18 protein-coding genes and 1 pseudogene are annotated in these 22,268 nt (G+C 60.4%); 14 read left to right on the plus strand and 5 right to left on the minus strand.

The window, feature by feature from the left end:
* Positions 1-32: 32 nt before the first annotated feature.
* A complete protein-coding gene (locus HU144_RS10690; protein WP_235351329.1) occupies positions 33-422 on the minus strand; it encodes a GIY-YIG nuclease family protein in 390 nt (129 codons plus the stop codon).
* A gap of 333 nt (positions 423-755) precedes the next feature.
* Between HU144_RS10690 and HU144_RS10695 the strand changes: the two genes are divergently transcribed.
* From HU144_RS10695 to HU144_RS10705, 3 genes are all read left to right on the plus strand, one after another.
* Positions 756-2,771, plus strand: a complete 2,016-nt coding sequence (locus tag HU144_RS10695; RefSeq protein WP_235351330.1) for an ABC1 kinase family protein — start codon at positions 756-758, stop codon at positions 2,769-2,771.
* A 110-nt stretch (positions 2,772-2,881) separates the two neighbouring features.
* Positions 2,882-3,523 (plus strand): hypothetical protein, encoded by a 642-nt coding sequence (locus tag HU144_RS10700; protein WP_235351331.1) that lies wholly within the window; start codon positions 2,882-2,884, stop codon positions 3,521-3,523.
* A 42-nt stretch (positions 3,524-3,565) separates the two neighbouring features.
* Complete coding sequence (locus tag HU144_RS10705) at positions 3,566-4,477, plus strand: patatin-like phospholipase family protein (protein WP_235351332.1); 912 nt, start codon at positions 3,566-3,568, stop codon at positions 4,475-4,477.
* Positions 4,478-4,752: 275 nt separating this feature from the next.
* Here HU144_RS10705 and HU144_RS10710 read toward each other — a convergent pair whose 3' ends face one another.
* Positions 4,753-5,361 carry a MurR/RpiR family transcriptional regulator gene (locus HU144_RS10710; RefSeq protein ID WP_235345654.1) on the minus strand — a complete coding sequence of 203 codons (609 nt, stop codon included), beginning with the start codon at positions 5,359-5,361 and terminating at the stop codon, positions 4,753-4,755.
* 27 nt (positions 5,362-5,388) lie between these two features.
* Positions 5,389-5,568: pseudogene (locus HU144_RS19545) on the minus strand (hypothetical protein); the annotation flags it as partial.
* A 253-nt stretch (positions 5,569-5,821) separates the two neighbouring features.
* Here HU144_RS19545 and HU144_RS10715 point away from each other — a divergent pair.
* The 7 genes from HU144_RS10715 (at position 5,822) to HU144_RS10745 (ending at position 14,583) form a co-directional block, all read left to right on the plus strand.
* Positions 5,822-7,567: an ABC transporter substrate-binding protein gene (locus HU144_RS10715; RefSeq protein ID WP_235351333.1), complete on the plus strand. Its 1,746-nt coding sequence runs from the start codon at positions 5,822-5,824 to the stop codon at positions 7,565-7,567.
* Positions 7,568-7,574: 7 nt separating this feature from the next.
* The gene (locus HU144_RS19425; protein WP_235351334.1) at positions 7,575-8,519 is read left to right on the plus strand and encodes an ABC transporter permease; all 945 of its coding nucleotides are present in this window, start codon (positions 7,575-7,577) and stop codon (positions 8,517-8,519) included.
* On the plus strand, positions 8,519-9,514 hold the full coding sequence (locus HU144_RS10725; protein WP_101598523.1) for an ABC transporter permease: 996 nt from the start codon (positions 8,519-8,521) through the stop codon (positions 9,512-9,514). The genes HU144_RS19425 and HU144_RS10725 overlap by 1 nt, the downstream gene beginning before the upstream one ends.
* Positions 9,511-10,359 carry an ABC transporter ATP-binding protein gene (locus HU144_RS10730; protein ID WP_101571011.1) on the plus strand — a complete coding sequence of 283 codons (849 nt, stop codon included), beginning with the start codon at positions 9,511-9,513 and terminating at the stop codon, positions 10,357-10,359. The genes HU144_RS10725 and HU144_RS10730 overlap by 4 nt, the downstream gene beginning before the upstream one ends.
* Entirely contained in the window at positions 10,356-11,171 is an 816-nt protein-coding gene (locus HU144_RS10735; protein ID WP_235351335.1) for an ATP-binding cassette domain-containing protein, read from the plus strand. Before HU144_RS10730 ends, HU144_RS10735 begins: the two co-directional genes overlap by 4 nt.
* Positions 11,172-11,258: 87 nt before the next feature.
* On the plus strand, positions 11,259-12,782 hold the full coding sequence (locus HU144_RS10740; RefSeq protein WP_101598521.1) for a S10 family peptidase: 1,524 nt from the start codon (positions 11,259-11,261) through the stop codon (positions 12,780-12,782).
* A 73-nt stretch (positions 12,783-12,855) separates the two neighbouring features.
* Positions 12,856-14,583: a DUF885 domain-containing protein gene (locus HU144_RS10745; RefSeq protein WP_235351336.1), complete on the plus strand. Its 1,728-nt coding sequence runs from the start codon at positions 12,856-12,858 to the stop codon at positions 14,581-14,583.
* A gap of 66 nt (positions 14,584-14,649) precedes the next feature.
* Here the strand turns inward: HU144_RS10745 and HU144_RS10750 are convergent, their stop codons facing one another.
* Complete coding sequence (locus tag HU144_RS10750; RefSeq protein WP_235351337.1) at positions 14,650-16,155, minus strand: amidohydrolase family protein; 1,506 nt, start codon at positions 16,153-16,155, stop codon at positions 14,650-14,652.
* Between the two features lie 203 nt (positions 16,156-16,358).
* Here HU144_RS10750 and HU144_RS10755 point away from each other — a divergent pair, with 203 nt between their 5' ends.
* On the plus strand, positions 16,359-18,458 hold the full coding sequence (locus HU144_RS10755) for a GmrSD restriction endonuclease domain-containing protein (RefSeq protein ID WP_235351338.1): 2,100 nt from the start codon (positions 16,359-16,361) through the stop codon (positions 18,456-18,458).
* Positions 18,459-18,596: 138 nt separating this feature from the next.
* Here HU144_RS10755 and HU144_RS10760 read toward each other — a convergent pair whose 3' ends face one another.
* A complete protein-coding gene (locus tag HU144_RS10760) occupies positions 18,597-19,373 on the minus strand; it encodes an IclR family transcriptional regulator (RefSeq protein WP_101570998.1) in 777 nt (258 codons plus the stop codon).
* A gap of 76 nt (positions 19,374-19,449) precedes the next feature.
* Between HU144_RS10760 and HU144_RS10765 the strand changes: the two genes are divergently transcribed.
* Genes HU144_RS10765 through dgoD form a run of 3 tightly spaced genes read left to right on the plus strand, consistent with a single transcriptional unit; the run spans position 19,450 to position 22,234 of the window.
* Positions 19,450-20,430, plus strand: a complete 981-nt coding sequence (locus HU144_RS10765) for a 2-dehydro-3-deoxygalactonokinase (RefSeq protein ID WP_235351339.1) — start codon at positions 19,450-19,452, stop codon at positions 20,428-20,430.
* On the plus strand, positions 20,423-21,037 hold the full coding sequence (locus HU144_RS10770) for a 2-dehydro-3-deoxy-6-phosphogalactonate aldolase (RefSeq protein WP_235351340.1): 615 nt from the start codon (positions 20,423-20,425) through the stop codon (positions 21,035-21,037). The genes HU144_RS10765 and HU144_RS10770 overlap by 8 nt, the downstream gene beginning before the upstream one ends.
* 48 nt (positions 21,038-21,085) lie before the next feature.
* On the plus strand, positions 21,086-22,234 hold the full coding sequence (dgoD, locus tag HU144_RS10775) for a galactonate dehydratase (RefSeq protein WP_101644277.1): 1,149 nt from the start codon (positions 21,086-21,088) through the stop codon (positions 22,232-22,234).
* The last annotated feature ends 34 nt before the right edge of the window (positions 22,235-22,268 follow it).

Genomic DNA, 22,268 nt, shown 5'->3' on the forward strand with positions numbered 1-22,268 from the left:
CTAACCGGATTGATCGATTGCCCCTGATGCTGCTATTCAGGCAATAGCCTGGTGCTCAGATCGTCGAATGTCTTCACCACTGGAGTTCGGGTTGCGACCTGCAGCCATTCATCGGCGTCACTGAAATTGGTCCTCGAGATGTTGGCCATCGGTTGTGTTGCCGCTTGAAGGAGCGCTTCCAAATCCCGATTCAAGACGGTCGCATCGAGCTCGATGGAGGAGTACTCTTGGACCACTTTGACTACGCCATCTTTGTCGATTTCGTTGGCATCATCAGGACCATCGAACGCGAACCATGAGAATCGATTCCATCCTGAGCCGTGTTCGTCTTTAAGATGATCGTGGAGTCGACCTCCAATCCCTCTATCAGAATTGGCAAGGCCGACGTAATAGACATTGATGTCGTTGTAGAGAATGTACACGCCCCGTGCTCTGCGGAAATCTGCTATTCGTAGATTGCCCCTATTGAGTCCTTGCCGTCCAAGTAGTCTCCATGAGTGTTCACTCCAGGCGACTAGCTTGCGGTCCCAAAAGGTGCCAAACGCTCCAATAGTCATCTTCCTTGCCTTTCAGTAGTGGTCTCCAAAGCATCACCGTCTCGAGACTATTCTTAAATGCAGTCCGGGCGTGACGAACGTGAACATCATGATGCACTGCAAACTCTCAATCTCAGTGGGTCTTGATCAATTAGGCTGGTGACGGCGCACACCAGCGCCGCTCTGCGCATCTGATCGAACGACAGAAGGGCTTGACGGGTGACGATCCTCTATTCCATCGGGCTGGGCGTCCTCAGCGCACTTATCGTCGGCTTCCTCGTCCGGCGAATGATGTTCACCGGCACGGGTGCAGCTCGCAACACCATCGTTTCCCTCGCCATGGGGCTCTCGATCTGGCCGATCACCCTCCAGGCCTATCGCTTACTGGGAATCGCCGAGGGCGGCAAGTATCCGACCCTCGACATGAGCTTCCCGGCCATCATGGTCTTCCTCCTGCTGTTCGCCTGGTTCATCGTCATCCAGATGTTCGTGCTCCTGGCCATCGAGCTCGTCCTCCCGACAGGATCGCTGACCTCGCTGCTGCGATCGGCGCCGAAGATCCCCACCTGGTATCGCAGGCTCAATCGTTTGGCTCAGATCCAGAAGATCCTCATTCAATTCGGGCTCTCCCGCTACCTCAAACCGCGGATCCCGACCCTGCGGGTGTCCCTGCGCGAGATCGCATCGACCACGCGTGACGCGCTCGCCGCGGCCGGTGTCACCTTCATCAAGCTCGGCCAGTTCATCGCCACTCGTGGTGACATGATCCCGCACGAATTCGTCGAAGAGTTCTCGACCTTGCAGGCCGGTGTCCCGCCGGTGCCGTTCAGTGAGGTCAAAGGTCAGCTGGAGGCTCAGTGGGGCAAGCCCGTCGCCGAGGTGTTCGAAGAGTTCGATGAGGTCCCCTTCGCTGCTGCCTCGGTTGCCCAAGTCCACCGCGCAGTTACGTGGGAGGGCCGGGTTGTCGCCGTCAAGGTGCAAAGACCCAAGATCCGCAAACAGGTCCGAGCCGACTGCGATATCGTCCTCAGCCTGTCCGAGCGGCTTGAGCGCTCGACCGAGTGGGCCAGCAAGGTCGGCATCGGAAAACTCGCCCGCAGCTTCGTCGATTCCCTGCAGGGTGAGCTCGACTACCGCGGGGAGTTGTCCCATATCGAGGCTCTGCGCACAGCCGATGAGACGGGCCGCTCCACCTCGGGGACGGACTCCATGGTGCGCATCCCACGGGTGTACAAGGAGTACTCCGGTGAGTACGTCATCGTTATGGATCTCATCGAGGGTGTTCCGCTCTCACACGCCACCGAGGTTGTCGAGAATCTTTCGGAGCTGGCCAGAAACGAGATCGCCCAGGACCTCTTCCTCATGGTCGTCCGGCAGGTGCTGGGCAAGGGCATCTTCCATGCCGATCTGCACCCGGGCAACATTGTCATTTCACCCGCAGGAAGGGCCGGACTCGTCGACTTCGGGGCCGTCGGTCGCATCGACAAACGTGACCGCCGTGCGATTGCCCTGCTGCTCATGGCCTTCGACTCGCAGAACTCGCAAGCGGCGACGGCCGCAATCCTTGATCTCCTCGGAACACCGAGTGACGTCAACCTTCGTGAGCTGCAGCGCGAAATCGGACAGATCCTGCTCAAATACGGTGACGGCCTGCCGGGCTCGACCTCGGCGGCACTGTTCGGGGAGCTCATCGACTTCGTTGTCGACTTCGGTTTCCCCATGCCCGCCTCGGTCGCCACTGCCTTCCGTGCGATCAGCACACTCGAGGGGTCGATCATGAAGCTCAACCCTGAGCTGAATCTGCTCGCCCTGGTGACTCAGAATGGACGCACCCTTCTGCGCGAGGTCGGCGGACTGGGCGTCGATCGGCAGGAGATCGCACTCTACGGTGCCGCCGTAGCCCCGCAGATCGCAGAACTACCCGGGCAGCTCTCACGCATCGCCGGCCACCTCCAGGACGGTACCCTCGACGTCGGCACCAGCGGTCTGAACATTTCAATGATCAAGGGACTGCTCAAATCAACGGTCGAGCAGTTCATTCAGGTGATCGTGTCCACTGCGCTCATCCTCGGCGGTGTCATCCTCATGGCCGCGGACTTCGGTCCGCCGCTGGCGCCCGAGCTCAAGCTGTTCACGTACTTCGGGGCCTGGGTGCTGCTGGTCGGCAGCGTCATAGCGGCTATGGTACTGGCACCGGCGCTGCGACAGAGGATGGTTTGGGAAGGGCTGGGGTAGTTCCGCGCTCGCTGAACTAGCTTCTTTACGAATTGCTGATCTGGGTGCCTCGAGATACCTGGATTAAACGCTCGCGTTCTTGTGTCAGTGCCTGTTGCTACGGTTATTACATGCTTGAAATTGTGAGTCTTATTTTGGGGCCACCAGTTGTGGCAGGGATCATTGTCCAGCTATTCAAAGTGCTCGGACCTGGCAGGGTAAGTGAAAGAGTGAACGCACTCAAAGACGAACTCGAAGCGCTTCGGGCCATGGATGATGGAACTAGCTTGGGGAAGGCCGCATATGCAGTGAGCCGAGCTGACGTATTGACCGCAACAATAAATAGACTTTCGTCAGGGGGAGGGCGAAATAGTTTGGGCCTACTGGTTCTCTCGATGAGCTCATTTGTATTTGTGGCGCTTACTTCCAGCATCGCTCATCCAAGTGATCTCTTTGAGCATTTGCTTTTGTGGTCTGGCCTCGTCGCTTATTCGATTTTCGTCATACTTTCATTAATAGTGGGCATACTTACGGCTGTCGCTTCAGCGATCCTGCGCGCAGCTCTTTCGACGGGATTCCGGAAAGTTGAAGGTGTGCAAAATGATGAGTTGCGCGACGCGTTTGATGGCCTTAGGTCTGTATTTAGGCCTGTCAGCATAGGGGAAGACGAGCACTATCGGCTACGACCGCTGTATCAGTACACTCTAAGTCAGTCTGCCAGAACTCGAGTGCGCAGCTTTATGCGCGAGCTTGATTGTCCTGTCATTGACTAGAGGCACTCTCGGATCGGTCTAACACTCGTTAAGATGGCGAGCATGACGGATACAGGCCCGGCGACAGGACCAGCGGAAACGGCACGGATCAACGACACCGCACTCATCTTCGAAGGCGGCGGCATGCGGGCGTCATTGACAAGTGGAATGGTCGTCACGCTGCTCCAAGCGGGCCTGTCTTTCGACTGGGTCGCCGGGATCAGTGCCGGGGCGTCGAACACGGTGAATTATCTATCCGGTGACGCCCGTCGGGCGCGCAGATCATTTGTCGACTTCGCTGCGGATGAGCAATTCGGCGGTCTGCGCTATTTTGCCCGCGGACAGGGCATGTTCAACGCGGAGTACATCTACCAGAAGGCCGGTGGCCCCGAGGAAGCTCTGCCTTTCGACTGGGAGTCGTTCCAGTCGAGTTCCGCCGATATGAGAATCGTTGCGTTTGACGCAGTGACAGGTGAGGACGTCGTGTGGTCGCGGAAGGACACACCGCACATCGAAGATCTCATGGTTCGCGTCCGTGCCTCCTCGACGATGCCGGGTCTCATGCCTCCGGTCCACTTGGACGGACACGTCTTCGTCGACGGCGCGATGGGCGAAGATGGCGGAATCGCCTTGAGCCAGGCCCAGCGCGAAGGCTTCGAGAAGTTCGTCATCGTCCTCACGCAGGAGCGCTCATACCGGAAGGTGCCGCAGCGTTTTCCCGCCATCTACCGAAGCATCTTTCGTCGGTATCCGGCGGTGGGCGAGGCGCTGCTGACTCGGTGGAAGCGCTACAACGAAACGCGTGACCGCATCTTCGCTCTCGAAGCCGAGGGGAAGGCCCACGTGTTCGCACCGGAGCTTATGCCGGTCGACAACGGCACCCGGGATCTCTCGCGTCTCGCCGCAGCTCACCGCATGGGGCTCTCGCAGTCACGCCGCGAGCTGCCGGCGATGCGCGAGTTCCTCAATGTGTAACTGGGGGAGCGACCTCCGAATCCCGATTGACTTTGCATATGACGAGGCAATGCCAAGCTGAATATGATGAGGTCGGAATGGCTGCGTTGGCAGCCTCCCGCTACCCACTCTCCCTTCTCAAGCAGACCTCGACAATCGCGTCTTCGGCCGTGGCCTTGATTTCCGGCCTCACGTGTCGATGTCCATGAATGACGTTGGAAACTTGAGCCTATTCTCGGTCGAGAGACGGCCAGGTAAAGCCTGGCGCCATATGTGCGGGTTGTACGTCGGCAAAATCAGTCACTGATCACTGCCTGGGTGCGCGACCACATGGTCTGCAGTTCCTCGAGCATCGCGGCAGAATGCTGTGTGTCGACGTTCGCAATCGCACCCACGATGCTCTGGGCGACACTGACCGCGCAGGTCACTGAGGCCATCGGGCCGACGCCTTCGGAAGGGACAAGGACGAGTTGATCGGCGAGTTCGGCCAGTTGCGAATGCTGGTCGGCAATGACGATCAACCGCACCCCCCGTTCTTTGGCGAGTTCACACAGTGGAACGATGCTTGAACTGGTCTTCCAGATGGAAAAGGTCAGCAGGCAGTCGCCCGGCTGCAGTAGGCGAACGTCGTTGATCATGCTTGTTGTCGAACCATCACTGAGCGACACGTTATAGCCCAGGCCCTGTGCATTGTGAGCCAAAACTGCGCCCGGGGCCACGTATGCGCCAGTGGCAAGTACCTTGGTCGATCGCGACGAAGTGATCATTTCGGCAATTGTTGTGATTGATGCATCGGAGAGTGACTCTGAAAGAAGACCGAGGAGCTCGAGATCTTTGCGAATCGACTTCACAGCCTGACCCGTGCCGATGGTCGTGTTGCGAACAAAATGTTTGTCGGCATCCAATGACGAGAGAAATCGATTCCGAATCTCTGTCGACAGCTCCGACCAGCCGGTGAAATCGATGGCCTGCGCAGCTCGGACAACAGTGGCGACGTTGACCCCAGCCGCCTCGGCGAGTGCTGCAGCACTGCAGTACGAAGCTCTTTCCGGATCGTCGGCAATCGCCTTGAGTACTGTCGTTGTCCCCGGGGACAGTTTGCGTTGAGACATGAGGTGCTCCAGCCATGTCGCGATGATTCCCACTATGAATCTCCTATTGCAATGAACGTTGCGATCTGATTGTATACGAGGTGTGGTTGAGGTCACTTCTTCGCGGTTGGAGTGCCTGAAGTTCCGATCTTATCGCTGATAACAGCGGTAATGATGGAGTCGGAGGTTGCAACAGACACTGCAGGAGTTGGGGTGCGGTCACTCGCGGACTCTGAACCACGCATCATGACGGAACAGTCGAAGGAGACTTTTCATGAACAAGCGAGCTATGTCGATGGTTGCGATCGCCGCTGCTGCCACGATGCTTGTGAGCGCCTGTGGAAATGGGAGTTCGAGCAAGGGCGGGGACACTCAATCGGTCGTCGACGATAAGACGGGTTTCGCCTCGTACACCGGTGATCCGCAGAAGGGCGGCATCATCGAAGTGCTGGGTGGGGTCGATTTTTCCCACCTGGATCCTGCCATGGGCAGCGACGGCAACGTCCTCAACCTCTATAACCTCCTCTATCGCAATCTCACTCAGTACAAATACAACCGAGAATCCGGAGAACTCGAACTCGTGGGAGATCTGGCCGAAGGCACCGGAACCTCGAACGATGACGCCACCGAGTGGACTTTCAAGCTCAAGGAAGGCATCACCTTCGAGGACGGATCGCCGATCACGGCCGAGGACGTGAAGTTCGGTTTCGAGCATGCCTTCGACCCGTCGCTGGCCATCGGCCTCGATTACTTGCAGAATTACGTCAAGGGCGCCAAGGATTACGAGGGTGTCTTCGAGGACCCTGAAGGCCTCGACTCGATCAAGGTCGTCGATGATCGAACGATCACGATCGAGACGAATGAGCCGATGGCGGATTTCCCGAACGTCGTCGCTACCGCACCGGGAGCCCCTTTCCCGAAGGACAAGGTGACCAAGGTCGACCAGATTCAGAAGGATCCGATCTCGTCGGGGCCGTACAAAGTCGACGAGTACAAGCGCGGCGAGTCGCTGACGCTGGTCCGTAACGAGAACTGGAACGCCGAGACCGACGACATTCGCCCGGCCTATCCAGACGGCTTCAAGTTCACAGTCAGCCTCGATCAGAACACGATCGATCAGCGGATGATCTCCGGCCAGGGCGACGATGCCAACGCGGTCTCGGCGTCGACCAACCCGGTGGTCGCGGCCAACCTCGCGAAGATCACCCAGGATCCCAAGCTCTCAGAGCGCACGGTGCAGAGCATGCCCTCCTGCAACTACTTCATGGTCATGAACAACACCAAGGAGCCACTGGGGGATAAGAAGGTCCGACAGGCCATCAATTGGGCTGTGGACAAGTCGAGTGTGGTCAACGCCAGCGGCGGCCCGCAACTGGCCGATGTCGCCCCTAACCTGATGCTACCCAGTGTTCCGCAGTACGACGAAACTGATCCCTACGCCACTGAGGGAAACAAGGGTGATCCTGAGAAGGCCAAGGCCATGCTCAAGGAAGCGGGAGCGGAGGACCTCAAGCTGACCATGGACGTTCGTGCGCTGCCGATGTGGCAGGCACAGGCCGAGGCGGTGCAGCAATCGCTGAAGAAGGTCGGCATCGAGGTCAAACTCAACGTCATCGACCAGGCGAAGTTCTACGAGGTCCTGGCCACACCGAGCCAACAGAACGAGCTCGCGATCACCGGCTGGTGCTCCAATGGCTGGTTCTCAGGTGAACCGCTGTTGGGACCCCTGTTCGACGGTGAGCGAATCACGAAGACCGGTAACCTCAATCAGTCCCAGATCGATGATCCGAAGCTGAACAAGGCCCTCGCCGAGGCAGCAGTCATGCCCGATCTCGACGACAAGACAGCGGCCTATGCCGAGATCAACGAACAGGTCCTCGAGCTCGCTCCCGTCGTGCCCCTGGTCCGCCCGCGCCCTCTGCAGCTCGTCGGCTCGAACGTCGGCGGAGCGTTCGCCAATCCGTCCAAGACCGGATACATCGACTACTCGCAGTTGGGGCTACTCAAGCCGGAAGGATAGTTCACTCGTGACTGCTTCGCTTTCGAATCAGGTCGAGGAATTCGGTCGGCCCGGCCCGGGGGAGGATTTTTCCCCCGGGCAGGGAACCCTGAAGAGGATCCTGCGCAAACCGACAGTGATTCTGTCCACCGGGTTCCTCGTCTTCATCGTCCTCCTCGCGATCTTCGCTCCGCTCATTACTCAGCTTTCCGGCTACAGCCCCTACGAATTCGACGAAGGAGCCGTGGACCCAGCACTGGGTGGGTTGCCGCACGGGCAGTTCGGTGGCATCAGTGCCGAGCATTGGATGGGAGTCGAACCCCAGAACGGCCGTGACATCTTCGCTCGGATCGCCTACGGCGCGCGTGTCTCGATGCTCATCGGCATCGGCGCAACCGCGATCACCATGGTCATCGGCGTGGTCATGGGCGTGATCGCCGGTTTCCTCGGAGGGTTCGTCGATGCCGTGATCTCCAGGGTGATGGACTTTCTCATGGCGTTCCCAGCACTGATCTTCATGATCGCGATCCTCTCGGCCCTGCCGCAGGGGAACCGCCCTCTGTTGCTCGTCCTCGTGCTCAGTCTCTTCTCCTGGCCGGCCACAGCCCGCGTGATCCGCGGCCAGACTCTGTCACTGAAGAATCGTGAATTCGTCGAGGCGGCCCGAACATCGGGGGCCGGCTGGGTTCCGCTGGTATTCCGCGAAGTGCTTCCCAACCTTTCGGGAACCATCGTCGTCATGGCCACGCTGGCGGTGCCGACGTTCATTGCCACTGAGGCCGGACTGTCCTTCCTCGGCGTGGGAATCACTCCACCCGATCCCTCGTGGGGGCAGATGATCGCATCGGCGGTGACCTGGTACTCCAGCGATCCGATGTTCTTCGCCATACCGGGTATGTTCCTGTTTCTCACAGTGCTGTCATTCACCGTGCTCGGCGACAACCTCCAGAAGATCTGGGCGGGAGGACTCTGATGGCCATTTATCTCGTCAAACGACTGTTCGCGGCGCTGATCATCATGCTGCTCGTCGTGTTCTTCACCTTCGTCATCTTCTTCCAACTCTCACCGGATCCGGCCGCCAGCATCTGCGGCCAGACCTGCACCCCGGAGAGGATCGAGGCGATCCGGGACCAGTTGGGACTCAACGAACCGTTCTTCACTCAGTTCTTCACGTTCCTCGCCGCGATCTTCGTCGGCCGCGACTACGGTTCTGGTGCCTCGGTGGTCCACTGCAACGCCCCGTGCATCGGGTACTCGTTCCAGACCAACCAGGATGTCCTGCAGGGGATCGTCGATCGTCTGCCCGTCTCGGTGACCATCGCCGTCGGTGCCGCGGTCCTATGGCTGCTCTCCGGAGTCGCCGCGGGCGTGATCAGCGCCGTGAAGGAGGGCACCTGGTGGGATAAGGGAGCGATGATGTTCGCCCTGGCCGGGATCTCCCTGCCGAACTACTTCGTGGCCTTAGTCCTGCAATACCTCCTCGTCGTGCAGCTCCAATGGTTGCCGTTTCCGACGGTGGTCCCGTTCACAGACAGCCCAGTGCAGTGGTTCCAGGCCTACCTCATGCCGTGGATGGTGCTTGCCCTCATGTACGCATCGATGTATGCGCGGCTGACCCGGACCAATGTCATCGACACCATGGGAGAGAACTTCATGCGCACAGCCCGTGCCAAAGGCCTGGGACGCAGCGCCGTCCTCATCCGGCACGGACTGCGTCCGTCACTGACCCCGATCGTCACACTCCTGGGCGTCGACTTCGCCACACTGCTGGGCGGAGCCCTTATCACAGAGACGGTCTTCGGACTCAACGGCGTCGGCCGATACGCCTACGACGCGATCGCCGTCAACGACCAGCCCGTGATCATGGGAGTCACGCTCGTGGCAGCCTTCGCCGTGATCATCGCCAACATTGTGGTCGACCTGCTCTACCGGGTGCTCGACCCCCGAGTGAGAGTGAGCACCTCATGAGCGCACACCCGTCAAGAGCTGCAGGTGATGCTCCGGTCCTGTCCGTGCGGGATCTTCGCATCGAATTTCCGCTCGGCGTCGTCGTCGACGGAAGCTCGTTTGACATCGCACGAGGTCAGACGATGGGACTGGTCGGCGAATCAGGTTCGGGCAAGTCGATGACCTCACTGGCGATCATGGGTCTGCTGCCGAAGGAGGCGACGACAACAGGATCAGTGCGATTTCACGGCGATGAACTGCTCCACCGGTCCGATGCCTCGATGCGGCGGACCCGCGGCGACCAGATTGCGATGATCTTTCAGGATCCTCTGTCCTCGCTCAACCCCTACTACACGGTCGGTTTCCAGATCGCCGAGGCCTACCGTGCTCATAAGGGAGGTACGAAGGCAGCGGCGATGAGGAAGGCCGCCGAGGCGATGGATCGAGTGCGCATCCCCGACGCCGCCGGCCGCGTCGGACACTACCCCCATCAGTTCTCCGGGGGTATGCGTCAAAGAGTGATGATCGCGATGGCCCTCGTGTGCGAACCCGACCTCATCATCGCCGATGAACCGACCACGGCCCTCGACGTCACCGTTCAAGCCCAGATCCTCGACTTGCTCGCCGACGTGCAGGAGATGACGCAGGCGGCGATGCTGTTCATCACCCACGATCTGGCCGTCGTCAGCCAGATCTCCGACCATGTGACGGTGATGCGGTTCGGCCGGACCGTCGAACAGGGCACTGCGGAGCAGATCTTCTCGAACCCGGACAACGACTACACCAAAGCGCTGCTCGCAGCGACACCGCGCCTCGACGACGTCGTCGATCTTCCCGAGCCCATTCTCACGAAAGGGGGCAAATGAGCATGAGCGACATCGCCACGCCGCTGCTGGCAGCCAATGATCTGAGCAAGGAGTTCCGCACCGGCCGCAGAGAGACATTCACTGCGGTCGAAGGAGTCTCCTTCGACGTCCACCGGCGGCAGACACTAGGCATCGTCGGAGAGTCCGGTTCGGGAAAGTCGACCACGGCGCGGATGATCGCACGCCTCATCGATCCCACGTCCGGGTCGGTGGAGTTCCAAGGTGAGGAGATCACCCAGCGCTCCGGTGCATCCTTGCGGGACTTTCGCAGCGGGGTTCAGGTGGTATTCCAAGACCCTTACTCCTCACTCAACCCTCGTCACACCGTCGAAGAGGTGGTGTCGGCACCACTTCGCTATCAGAAGCGGACGGCCACGGGCGGCTACCGGAACATGGTCAAGGCGGCGATGGAACGAGTCGGACTCAACCCCGACCACTCCACTCGCTATCCGCGCCAGTTCTCCGGAGGGCAGGCCCAGCGCATCGGCATCGCTCGCGCCCTCATCGTCGAACCGAAGCTCGTCATCTGCGATGAGGCGGTCTCCGCTCTCGACGTGTCGGTTCAGGCACAGGTGCTCGAGCTGTTGGTCGACCTGCAGCGCGAACGCGATATCTCCTACATCTTCATCGCCCACGATCTGGCGGTCGTGCGACAGATCGCCCACAAGGTTGCCGTGATGCAGAAAGGCAGGATCGTCGAGCAAGGCCCGCGCGACGAGATCTTCGATGACCCGCAGCACGAATACACGAAGGCCCTGCTCTCCGCGGTCCCGAGCATTGATCCCCGCTGGGACGCGGGTCGGCGTACCTGACCGACACAACCACCTCGGCGCTCAGCATCGTCACCGACCACCGAATCTCCACCATCTCCACACACAGGGAAGGACCTCAACCCCATCATGCCTGATACACAGACTCAGTCACAGCCCACGAATCAGCCGGCAGACCCACCGCAGCCGGTCGATGACTTCGTCACCACTGTCCATGAACTTCAGCTGCCCGCCGGTCTGCTCCGGTATCGGGCCCAGGCGGGCCGTATGGTCATCGGCTCCGAAATCGTCGAGGAAGGCGTGTTCGCCGGACTCAAGCCCAAGGCACAGATCTTCCTCACCTCCTACACCGCCATCGCTGAGAGTACCGACGACGGTCAGGATGCTCAGCGTCCAGTCGTCTTCGTCTTCAACGGAGGCCCGGGATCGTCATCGGCCTGGATGCACATCGGTCTGTTCGGTCCACGGCGGGTGGTGGCCAACGACGTCAATGATCGCACCCCGCCGCCCTACGGTCTCGTCGACAATCTTGAGACGACTCTGGCTCACGCCGATCTGGTCTTCATCGACCCGGTGACCACGGGATACTCCCGCACCGCAGAGGGGGAGAAGCCGGAGGACTTCCACGGGTTCACTGGGGACCGCGACGTCGTCGGCGAGGCGATCCGGCTGTGGCTGACACGGAACAATCGGTGGATCTCACCGAAGTTCCTCGCCGGGGAGTCCTACGGAACCACCCGTGCCGCGGCCCTGGCCGGACATCTGGCCAAACGCCACGGAATCGCCTTCAACGGCATCCTCCTCATCTCGGCCGTCCTCGATTTCGCCACGATCGATTTCGCGGAAGGCAATGAAGCTCCCTACATCCACTACCTGCCGACGTTTGCCGCCATCGCGCACTATCACGGCAAACATCCAGGGCGCGAGCTCGAAGATGTCGTCGCAGAGGCGACGGATTTTGCCTATGGGGACTTCAGCCAAGCGCTCGCTCGCGGACACCGGCTCGAGGCCTCCGAACACTCCCGGATTGCTGCGAAACTGGCCGAGCTCATCGGGATCGATGAGAAGTTCGTCCGGCTCGCCGACCTTCGCATCGACGAGTTCACCTTCTTCACAGAACTGCTCCGCGATCAGCGACTGCGCATCGGTCGTTTGGACTCTCGCTTCACCGCGCATCCGGGAAAGGTCGCCTCCGAAGTGCTCGGCGACGACCCTTCGTATCCGGCGATCCAGTATCCCTACACCGTGGGAATCAATCATCTGCTGCGTGCCGAACTCGGATACGAATCGGACCTCACCTACGAGGTGCTGACATCCAGAGTCCATCCATGGTCGTACAAGGAGTTCGAGAACTCCACCGTCAACACTGCCGAAGATCTCGCTTTCGCGATGCGCATGAATCCGCATCTCAAGGTCTACGTGGCTTTCGGGTATCACGACTCAGCGACGCCGTTCGCCGCCTCGGAACACGTGCTTGCACACCTGCGCATTGCCGATGAGTCCCATGACCAGATCGTTCGTCGCTATTACCCGGCCGGGCACATGATGTATGTCGACCAGCAGGTCAGAGTCGAGCAGCTGCGCGATATCGCAGACTTCGTCGCTTGGTCGATCGGAGACGGAGCCAAGCCTGAGTCGAACCAACCCAACTGAGCCGGACACTCACGTGCACAGAGCCGGTCGGCAACGCAGCAAGACGATCATCATCGAGAACAGGAGAATCGACGTGCCCGAGAGCAATCATCGAGGCAGCTCACATGCAAGGGCTTCAGCCGAAGGCAGGAAGCTCGCCGCCATCATCAACGCGGAGTGGACATGGAGAGAGGCCGAATTCGGATCACTGTCTCAGAAGGCCTCCGTCGTCGACTTCTTGCCGGATGTCAGTGAGGCCTCGCAGCTGCGTCGGCAGCAGATGTGGGAGGACACACTCGGCAAACTCGCGTCGGTCAGTACCAATGCTCTCACTGAGGAGGAGACTATCGACTTCGATGTCTACCGCCAGCAGATGGTCACCTTGGTCGAGGCGCAGAGATACAGGATGTGGGAGAGACCTGCCACGGCAGATTCTGCTTTCTGGCGCACGCTCGCCTTCGACGCCTACCGTCTTGTGCTCGAAGACGTCGGTTCGGCTCGGGCATACATCAGCTTGCTCGGCGACATTCCACGGTTCTTCGATCAGCAGATCGAGAATATGAGGGCCGGAGTGGCTCGAGGCTTTGGGCCAGCCAGAGTGTGCATGAGCGGACGAGAGGAACCGGTGCGGGTCGTCGCCGAGACCGAGGACGTCACCGAGCTGTCGTTCTTCGGCCCGTTCCGAAAAATCCCGGCGGTCGTGCCCGAACAGGTTCGAACCGAACTCCACGAGGCGGCCGCGCAGGTGCTCTCGGCTGAGGTCGTGCCCGCTTACCGGAGACTTCTTGACTTCCTGACAACGGAGTATCTGCCGAATCTGCCGGAGTCTATCGCCGCGGTCGACCAGCCGGATGGTCTCGAGTTCTACCGGTCCCAGATCAGGGAGTATTCGACGACGGACCTCAGTCCGCAGCAGATCTTCGACCTCGGACAGGTCGAAGTGAAGAAGATCCGGGAGGAGATGGAGGACGTCGCCGTCGAACTCGGCTATCCCGACGACCTGCCGGGTCTGTTCGAGTTCATGCGCACGAGTCCGCAGTTCTATGCAACGACTCCTCGTCAACTGCTGTCCGAAGCCGCATACACGTGCAAGGCCTTCGACCGGGTGGTCCATCAGTACTTCGGGCGTCTGCCGCAACAGCGCTTCGCCATCATGGAGACACCGGCGGAGATCGCGAAATTCGACACGTTCGGCCGAGGTGCTCCCGACCGGTACCTGCTCAACACGTACAACTTGCCGGCGCGACCGCTGTATTCTCTGCCGGCACTGACCCTGCACGAATCTGCGCCCGGACATTCGTTCCAGATTTCGCTGGCCGAGGAGCTCGAGCTCGCCGACTTCCGGCGGCTCTACATCTCGGCCTTCGGCGAGGGCTGGGGCCTCTACACCGAACGCCTCGGCGATGAGATGGGGATGTACGAGACGCCGTTCGAACGCATGGGTATGCTCTCGTTCCAGATGTGGCGGGCCGTGCGCCTCGTGGTCGATCCGGGCATGCATGCGCTGGGGTGGAGTCGGGAACAGGCGCAGGACTTCCTGCGGGACAATACGGCGATCGCCGAACACGAGATCGTCACGGAGATTGATCGCTACATCTCCTGGCCCGGACAGGCCACTGCCTACTACCTCGGGCAACTGACGATTCAGCAGCTGCGGCAGGAGGCCGAGGAGACGCTGGGTGAGGACTTCTCGATCAGGGACTTCCACGACACGGTGCTCGGGATGGGCAGCGTACCGCTCACCGTGCTTCAGGCGCACGTGCGCGGACACATCCGCACGATTGCTGCAGATCGGCAGACTCAGGCGGCCGCCTGCCACTGAGCTTCTCGCCTCAGACCACGTCGACCCAGGTAGTACATAAGTCCGGCCGGAGTCGAGCCATGTCGCTTAGTGTTGCTCCGCTCGCTCTTCGGCGACCATCGATTTCACGTCCTCGCGGAGTTCTCTGGCGTCGTAGACGATGCCGGAGCGCAGAGTGAAGTCGACTCCGCCGACGCGATTGATGCCGGATTCTTCGGCCCGGAGATGACCGTGGCCGTAGAGGACCTTGAAGTTGCTCAGGGGGTTGTCCTTGACGATGAGCAGGTCGGCGATCTTGCCGGGTTCGACGGAGCCGAGCTCGTCGTCGATGCCGAGAAGCTGGGCGCTGCTCAGCGTGGCGGCGCGGACGACTTCGAGGGGGTGGAAACCCGCTTCGAGGAGGAGTTCAAGTTCTTCGATGAGGCCGAAGCCGAAGACCTTGTAGATGAAACCGGAGTCCGACCCGGCCGTGACCAAGCCGCCCAGGTTCTTGTAGTCGTTGACGAAGGACATCCATTTGACGTAGGCGTGGCGCCAGGCGATCTCGTCCCCACTTGTCCAGTCGCCCATGTAGGAGCCGTGTTTGTCGGCCGAGGGCTGGAAGAACTCCCACAGGGTGGGGGAGGTGAAGTCGGAGTGCCATTCGGAGGTGCGCACTCGGGCGGCGTCGCGGGACCCGACGTAGATGTTGAACGTCGGGCTCAATACGGTTCCGAGTTCGAGGAGCTCCGCGAGGGTCTCCTGCCAGGCGCTGCTGCCGCGCTCGGCGGTCTGCAACCACAGGTGGGCGCCTTGGCTGAAGCGCTGGGGTTCGCTGTTGTGGTTGTAGTCGGTGGGCACGTGCTGGAGGGTGCGGTCGCGGAACATCGCTTCGGGGATGCCGTACCAGTGTTCGATGCTGTTCAGTCCCCACCTCGCCGAGGTGAGGGCGTTGACCTGCGCGGCTCGACGCTGGTCGTGGTGACAGGCGGTCCGTAGACCACGTGCTTGTGCCGCTTCGACGGCGGCGCCGAACACAGTGGGGGAGGTGCCGAAGAACTTCACTCCGTTCGCTCCGCGGTCGGCGACCTCATTGACCCACGCGGTTGCCTCGTCAGCGGTGGCCGGGGTGGGTCCGTCGAGGGTTCCGGCACGCAGTGCAGGATAGATGTGCAAGCGCGGGGCCGCGATTTCGTTGGCTTCGGCTCGTCGGGCTTCGGAAACGGTCCAGTCGAGGCCGTTGAACGCTCCGAGTTCGCGGATGGTGGTCACGCCGTGGCCGAGCCAGAGTTTATAGACATAGTCGGCGTTCGGTGCCTGCTCGGGTTTGCCGATGTGAGCGTGGGAGTCGATGAGTCCCGGCAAGACGTAGGAGCCGTTGAGGTCCATGACTTTCGCGCCGTCGGACGAGGGACGTTCGGTGAGGCTGCTCGCACCGTTCGGTTCCCAGATTCCGGTGATCCTGTCGTCTTCGATCAGGATGTCTGCCGGCCCGTATGGGGCAGCGCCGGTTCCGTCGACGATCATGGCATCGCGGAGGATGAGCCTGGGGTAAGGCCCCGATCCGGTGCTCCGGGTGGGGGCGGCGATCTGGCCAGTGGATCCGAGCGTCATTGGCGGTCTCCTCAGTGGTTGGGCGTACGGGTGGTGAGCTCTTCGCTGAGCTTGTTCAATACTCACTCAGGCTAGCCGAACTGTTAGAGATTTGTGCAGGTCAAATGCTTTGTAGGACGCAGACGCGGATTACTAAGCAAAAACACGGAAAATGCTCAGACCCCGGAGAATCTCGGACCGTACATTACGGTATCTTGGGCAAGATGGAGACCTTCAAACGAACACCGATGCAGTTGTTCAACCTGCCTCAACATTTCGTCATTCCCCTATTTCAGCGTCCCTACGTGTGGAAAGAAGCTGAACAGTGGGATCCGCTGTGGAGTGATATCCGGCGTGTTGCTGAGCTGCGGATTGCGGAGCCGTACCGCGAAGCAACTCACTTCTTCGGCGCTGTCGTGCTCCAGGCGCAGGAAGTACAGAGTAGACGACTGATCGCCTGGAACGTCATCGATGGCCAACAGAGACTGACTACTCTGCAGATTGTCGCTGACGCAGCGTGTGCCCTTCTGGAAGAAGCAGATTATGTGAAACTGGCGAGCCAGCTGGATGATCTGACACACAACTCAGAGAAATACGTCGATGATGGCGAAAGCCGCCTCAAACTACGGCACCTGAATCGGGACGGCGCGGCGTTCACCGAAGTGATGCTCGCCGAGCCGCCCGTCAACTACGACCAGCTCAGGCAGCGAGACTCGCAGATAGTCGCTGCTCACCGCTATTTCTCAGCAGTGATGGAACAGTGGCTCGGCTCTCCGGAATCTCCGGACTTCGCAGATAAGGCGGAAGAACTGACGAATGTTCTCTTAGATGGGTTGCAATTCGTTTCGATCGAACTGGATGCTGCAGAGAACTCTCAGGAGATCTTCGAGACCCTGAATGCGCGTGGAACTCCGCTGACGGCTGCCGACTTGATTCGAAATTTCGTGTTCCAACGCCTGGAGCTTGAGGGCGCGGACACTGATCGCGCATATCGCGAAGAGTGGCCATTCGAGTCAAAGTTCTGGATGAAAGAGGTCAGCGTCGGTCGCAATTTCGTCAGTCGCAGTTCCCTGTTCTTCAACCAGTGGCTAGTCGCCATCACTGGTGAAGAAATCAGCCCGCAAGCTACCTTCTCGCGATTCAAATCATGGATCGAACATGATTCGAGGCGACAGATGAGCGACATTCTGCCGGAACTGCAAGTTCAGGCTGCTCAATATCAAGAACTCTCAGAATCGTCAGCCCGACCCGGCGGTAGCCTCAACTCGGCTCAAATGGCCTTCTATCGAATGGCGGCCAGCGGCATTGAAGTTCTCAAGCCACTTGTGATCTGGTTGTATGCGCCCGGACGCAATGTGTCGCAACATGACATCGACCGAATCATCAGAGCGGCCGAGAGCTGGATCTACCGCAGGCAGCTTCTTCGTCTGTCAGGCAGTAATCTAGGCCGCATCGTCGCTGATGTGATAGCCGCAAACGCTGAAGCGGACGCCGAAGACTTAGCTGATCGCGTCATTGGATATTTGTCACGGCTCAACGTAACCACGGCCTACTGGCCAGGAGATGAAGAGGTCCGCAATTCGCTGACCATCGAATCAGCGTATAGGCGCTTTCCCCGCGGACGCCTGCGCATGTTTCTTGAAGCTATCGAAGACCGATACCGTGCCGAAACGGGCCAGCCGCAGATTGAGCGCAATAACTATCCGATCGAGCATATTCTTCCGCGTGCTTGGAAGGACACCTGGCCGGCAAGCACCCTGGAAGCAGAGGAGGAGCGTCAGGAGCGCGTTCATCGATTGGGGAACTTAACACTGTTGACCAATTCATTGAATTCCAAGATTTCGAACGGTCCTTGGCGTTCGAAGCGTGCCGCACTCCTGCAGCATAATACGATCACGCTGACGGGCCGGGTCGTAGGCATGACTGAAAACCTTGAATGGGACGAAAAGCTGATCGATCAGAGAACCGCTGAGTTGATCGAAGAGCTGCTCAAGGTGTGGCCAGTGCCGGAAGGCCACGAGGGGCGAGTAATCGATCCGCAGACGAAGGCGGGAGACTGGGTGGAGCTCAAACATCTGATCGAGGCCGGGCTGCTGGCTGGTGGTGATGAACTCTCGGCAACACACCGTGACTTCACAAGCTCCAAGGCGAAGGTGACGGCGGATGGTGCCATCGAATTCGATGGGAAAAAGTACTACAGTCCGTCTGCCGCTGGTTATGCACTGCGTCAGAAGGCCACGAACGGCTGGTATTTCTGGGCCGTCAATGACGGTCGTCGATTGAGAGACGTTCGTGCGGAGTTTCAAAATGCCGCCACTGACTGAGGGGCCATGACCCCTCCAATCTCGCAGCTGCTTACCGAGTGGGCTTCCCCTAATAGTTGCGGGAGCTCTCGAGTTGCGTGAGATCCTCCAGGTATGTTCCTGCGAACGCAGGAACATACCTGGAGGAGACCCGAAGTCCTACCCCTGCCGGTACCCCAGCTTCACAGAAATCTCCCGCGCTGCTGCCTTCATCACCGGCACCAGTGCCTGCATCCGTTCCTTCGGCATGTAGGGACGAGTGGCCGACAGCGAGACTCCTGCAACAATGCTTCCGCTGCCATCCCGGATGGGCGCGGCCACACACCGGATCCCAGGTTCGTTCTCCTCGAGGTCGAGTGAGGCACCGTCGTGGGTATACCCGTGCATTCGATTGACGAACGCCTCCACCGCCGAGGCGTCTGTCCCCGGATTCTCGGCTGTGAACATCCGTTCCCACCGGTCCTCCTGGCCGAGCAGCAGCGCCTTCCCCACACCGGTGCGAGTCATTGGCATGCGGTGGCCTATGCGAGATCGCATCTCAGCACCGCGCGTCCCCGGAATCTTATGGAGATAGAGCACCGACTCACCATCCTCGACGGAGAGATGAATCGTGTCCTGTGTCCGGGCCGCGAGAGCCTCGAGGCTCTCCCTGGCGACGACCGGCAATGGATCCTGGTTGAGCGCGGTGAAGCCGAACTCGATGAGAGTGGGGCCCAGACGAAACTCTCCCGGTGAACCGTGCCGCAGATAACCCATGTGCACCAGCAGCTGGATCATCCTGTGCGCACTTGATCGACCGATTCCAGTGGTGTCGACGACGGACTTCAACGTGGTGGACCCGTGGGCGACGGCGCTGACGATCTGCAACCCTCTGGCCAATGTCTGAGTGCCCTGGGGAATCGCATCGCTGACAACGATTCCAGAATCTTCGTTCATTGCCCCAGTATGTCACCTATCCCACATATAGGGACACTGGTGGCGCATGGTGGAACGCCTGCCCATAGTGGCTCTTATGGCAAAACTGGCACCACCCGAGGCCCCGCAGATGATCGGCCTCGATTGGGGAACGAGCTCACTGCGAGCCTTCCTCATCGGCAGTGACGGAGGCGTCCTCGCTGAACGCAACGGATCAGACGGAATCATGGCCGTCGGTCCGGACACCGGCGACCTCAAAGGCGACTTTTCCCGGCTCGCTCACGCCGCCATCGGTGACTGGCTCAGAGATCACGGCCACCTCCCTCTCCTCGCCTGCGGAATGATCGGTTCGACCCAGGGAGTCGCCGAGGCTGGATACCTCGACCTGCCCACCGAACTTTCTGCCCTGGGTAGGCATCTGACGTCGGTCGAACTGTCCATAGGCGAACTCCACATCGTCCCCGGGCTGCAGAAGACATCGACCGAGACGACTGCCCCCGATGTCATCCGTGGAGAGGAGACCCAACTGCTCGGTCTGCTCGATGCAGAACAGGCCGATGCGACCACGGTGATCCTTCCCGGAACGCACACCAAATGGGTCAAGTGCCAGGGCCACCGCGTGACTGACTTCTCCACCTCGATGAGCGGAGAGATGTTCGGTCTGCTGAGCACCTCGTCGATCCTCAGCCGTCTGGCCGAACCTGCCGATGACTTCCACCCCGACGCCTTCGACTGGGGACTGAGCGTCGGAGCTGACGACCCAGCCGCGCTCACCGCCTCGATCTTCTCCGCACGCACCTGGGCCCTCGACGGACGACTGCATGCCGAGAAAATCAACGACTACATCTCGGGAATGCTCATCGGCGCCGAGGTGGCCGCCCAGCTCACGACCACAGCCGACTCTGCTGCCCCCTTCATCGTCTGTGGAACCGCGGACCTGACGATGCGATACTCACGCGCCCTCCGCCGACACGGACGACAGACGACAGAACCGGACCCGCGCGCCGCTGCCACCGGACTCTTCCGCATCGCCGAACAATCCGGCCTCGTGCCGACCAAGGAGACCACCAATGACTGACACAGTTCCCACCGGCCTCATCGCCATCCTCCGCGGGGTCCACTCCCACGAGGTCCTCGACATCGCCGAGGGCATCGTCGCTGCTGGGTTCTCCGCCATCGAAGTCCCGCTCAACTCACCGGACCCCTTGGCTTCGATCGAGGCGTTGGTCAACCGCTTCGGTGATGAGGTGGAGATCGGTGCTGGCACGGTTCTGACCGCCCGGCAGGTCCGCGACTGCAAGCGAGCCGGTGCCCGCATCATCGTCGCACCCGACACCGATACCGAAGTCATCCAGACCGCACTCGGGATGGGGCTCACCCCGTACCCGGGAGCCGCGACCCCGACCGAGGCGTTCGCTGCCATCAAGGCAGGCGCCACCAAGGTCAAACTCTTCCCATCCTCGGCAGTCGGAATCAGTGGACTCAAGGCATGGCGAGAAGTTCTCCCCGCAGGCACCGAACTCTTCCCTGTCGGGGGAGTGGGAGCCGACAACGCTGCCGAATGGCGCAACGCCGGTGCTGCCGGCCTGGGCCTCGGTTCCTCGCTCTATCGCCGAGGCGACCGCCCCGACGACGTGCACGACCGGGCACAGACCATCGCCTCGGCGTGGGTCCAGGCCCACTGAACCCAACGACGACACGCGAACGACAATGCCAGACGAAAGGCCAGAACAATGAAGATCACGTCGATGACGACGTACACCGTGCCGCCTCGGTGGCTGTTCCTCAAGATCGAAACGGATGAAGGGATCGTCGGCTGGGGCGAGCCGATCATCGAGGGCAAGGCCGCAACAGTGGCAGCCGCGGTCGATGAGCTCTCTGATCTCCTCGTAGGCAAAGACCCCGCAAACATCGAGGACCTGTGGACGATCATGTACCGCGGTGGCTTCTACCGCGGTGGCCCGATCCTCATGAGCGCCATCTCAGGCATTGACCAGGCGCTCTGGGACATCAAGGGCAAGGCGCTCGGACAGCCGGTGCACCAGCTGCTCGGTGGGAAGGTCCGGGATCGGATCCGCACCTACTCATGGATCGGCGGAGACCGTCCCGGCGACACAGCGGCGGCAGCCTTGGAGACGAAGAACCGCGGGTTCACCGCCGTGAAGATGAACGCGACCGAGGAGCTGCAGTTCATCGACTCCTACACAAAGGTCGACCAGGTCATCGAGAACGTTCAAGCGGTACGTGAGGCCACCGGCGACGATTTCGGCATCGGCATCGACTTCCACGGTCGCGTGCACAAACCGATGGCCAAGGTCCTCATCAAGGAACTCGAACCCTATCGACTCCTCTTCATCGAAGAACCGGTGCTCTCCGAACACTTCGGCTCGCTGCGTGACGTCATGGCCAACACCCCGACACCGATAGCACTGGGGGAGCGACTATTCTCCCGCTGGGACTTCCGCGAAGTGATCGCCTCCGGCGCCGTCGACATCATCCAGCCCGATGTCTCCCACGCGGGCGGCATCACCGAGACGCGGAAGATCGCGATGATGGCCGAAGCCTACGATGTCGCGCTCGCGCTGCACTGCCCACTGGGCCCGATCGCGCTCGCCTCCTGCCTGCAGGTCGATGCCGGCAGCTACAACGCGTTCATCCAGGAACAGAGCCTGGGCATCCACTACAACACGAGCAACGACCTGCTCGACTACGTCACCGACCCCACGGTGTTCAACTACGAAGACGGCATGATCGACATCCCCTCCGGACCCGGGCTCGGCATTGAGGTCAATGAAGAGTACGTCATCGAACGCTCGGCCGAAGGCCACCGGTGGCGCAACCCCATCTGGCGTCACTCCGACGGCTCCTTCGCGGAATGGTGAGCAGGCGGATTCGGTAAGAGAGAAGGACGTTCAA

The organism is Brevibacterium sp. UCMA 11752 (assembly GCF_021532235.1).
Taxonomy (GTDB): domain Bacteria; phylum Actinomycetota; class Actinomycetes; order Actinomycetales; family Brevibacteriaceae; genus Brevibacterium; species Brevibacterium antiquum.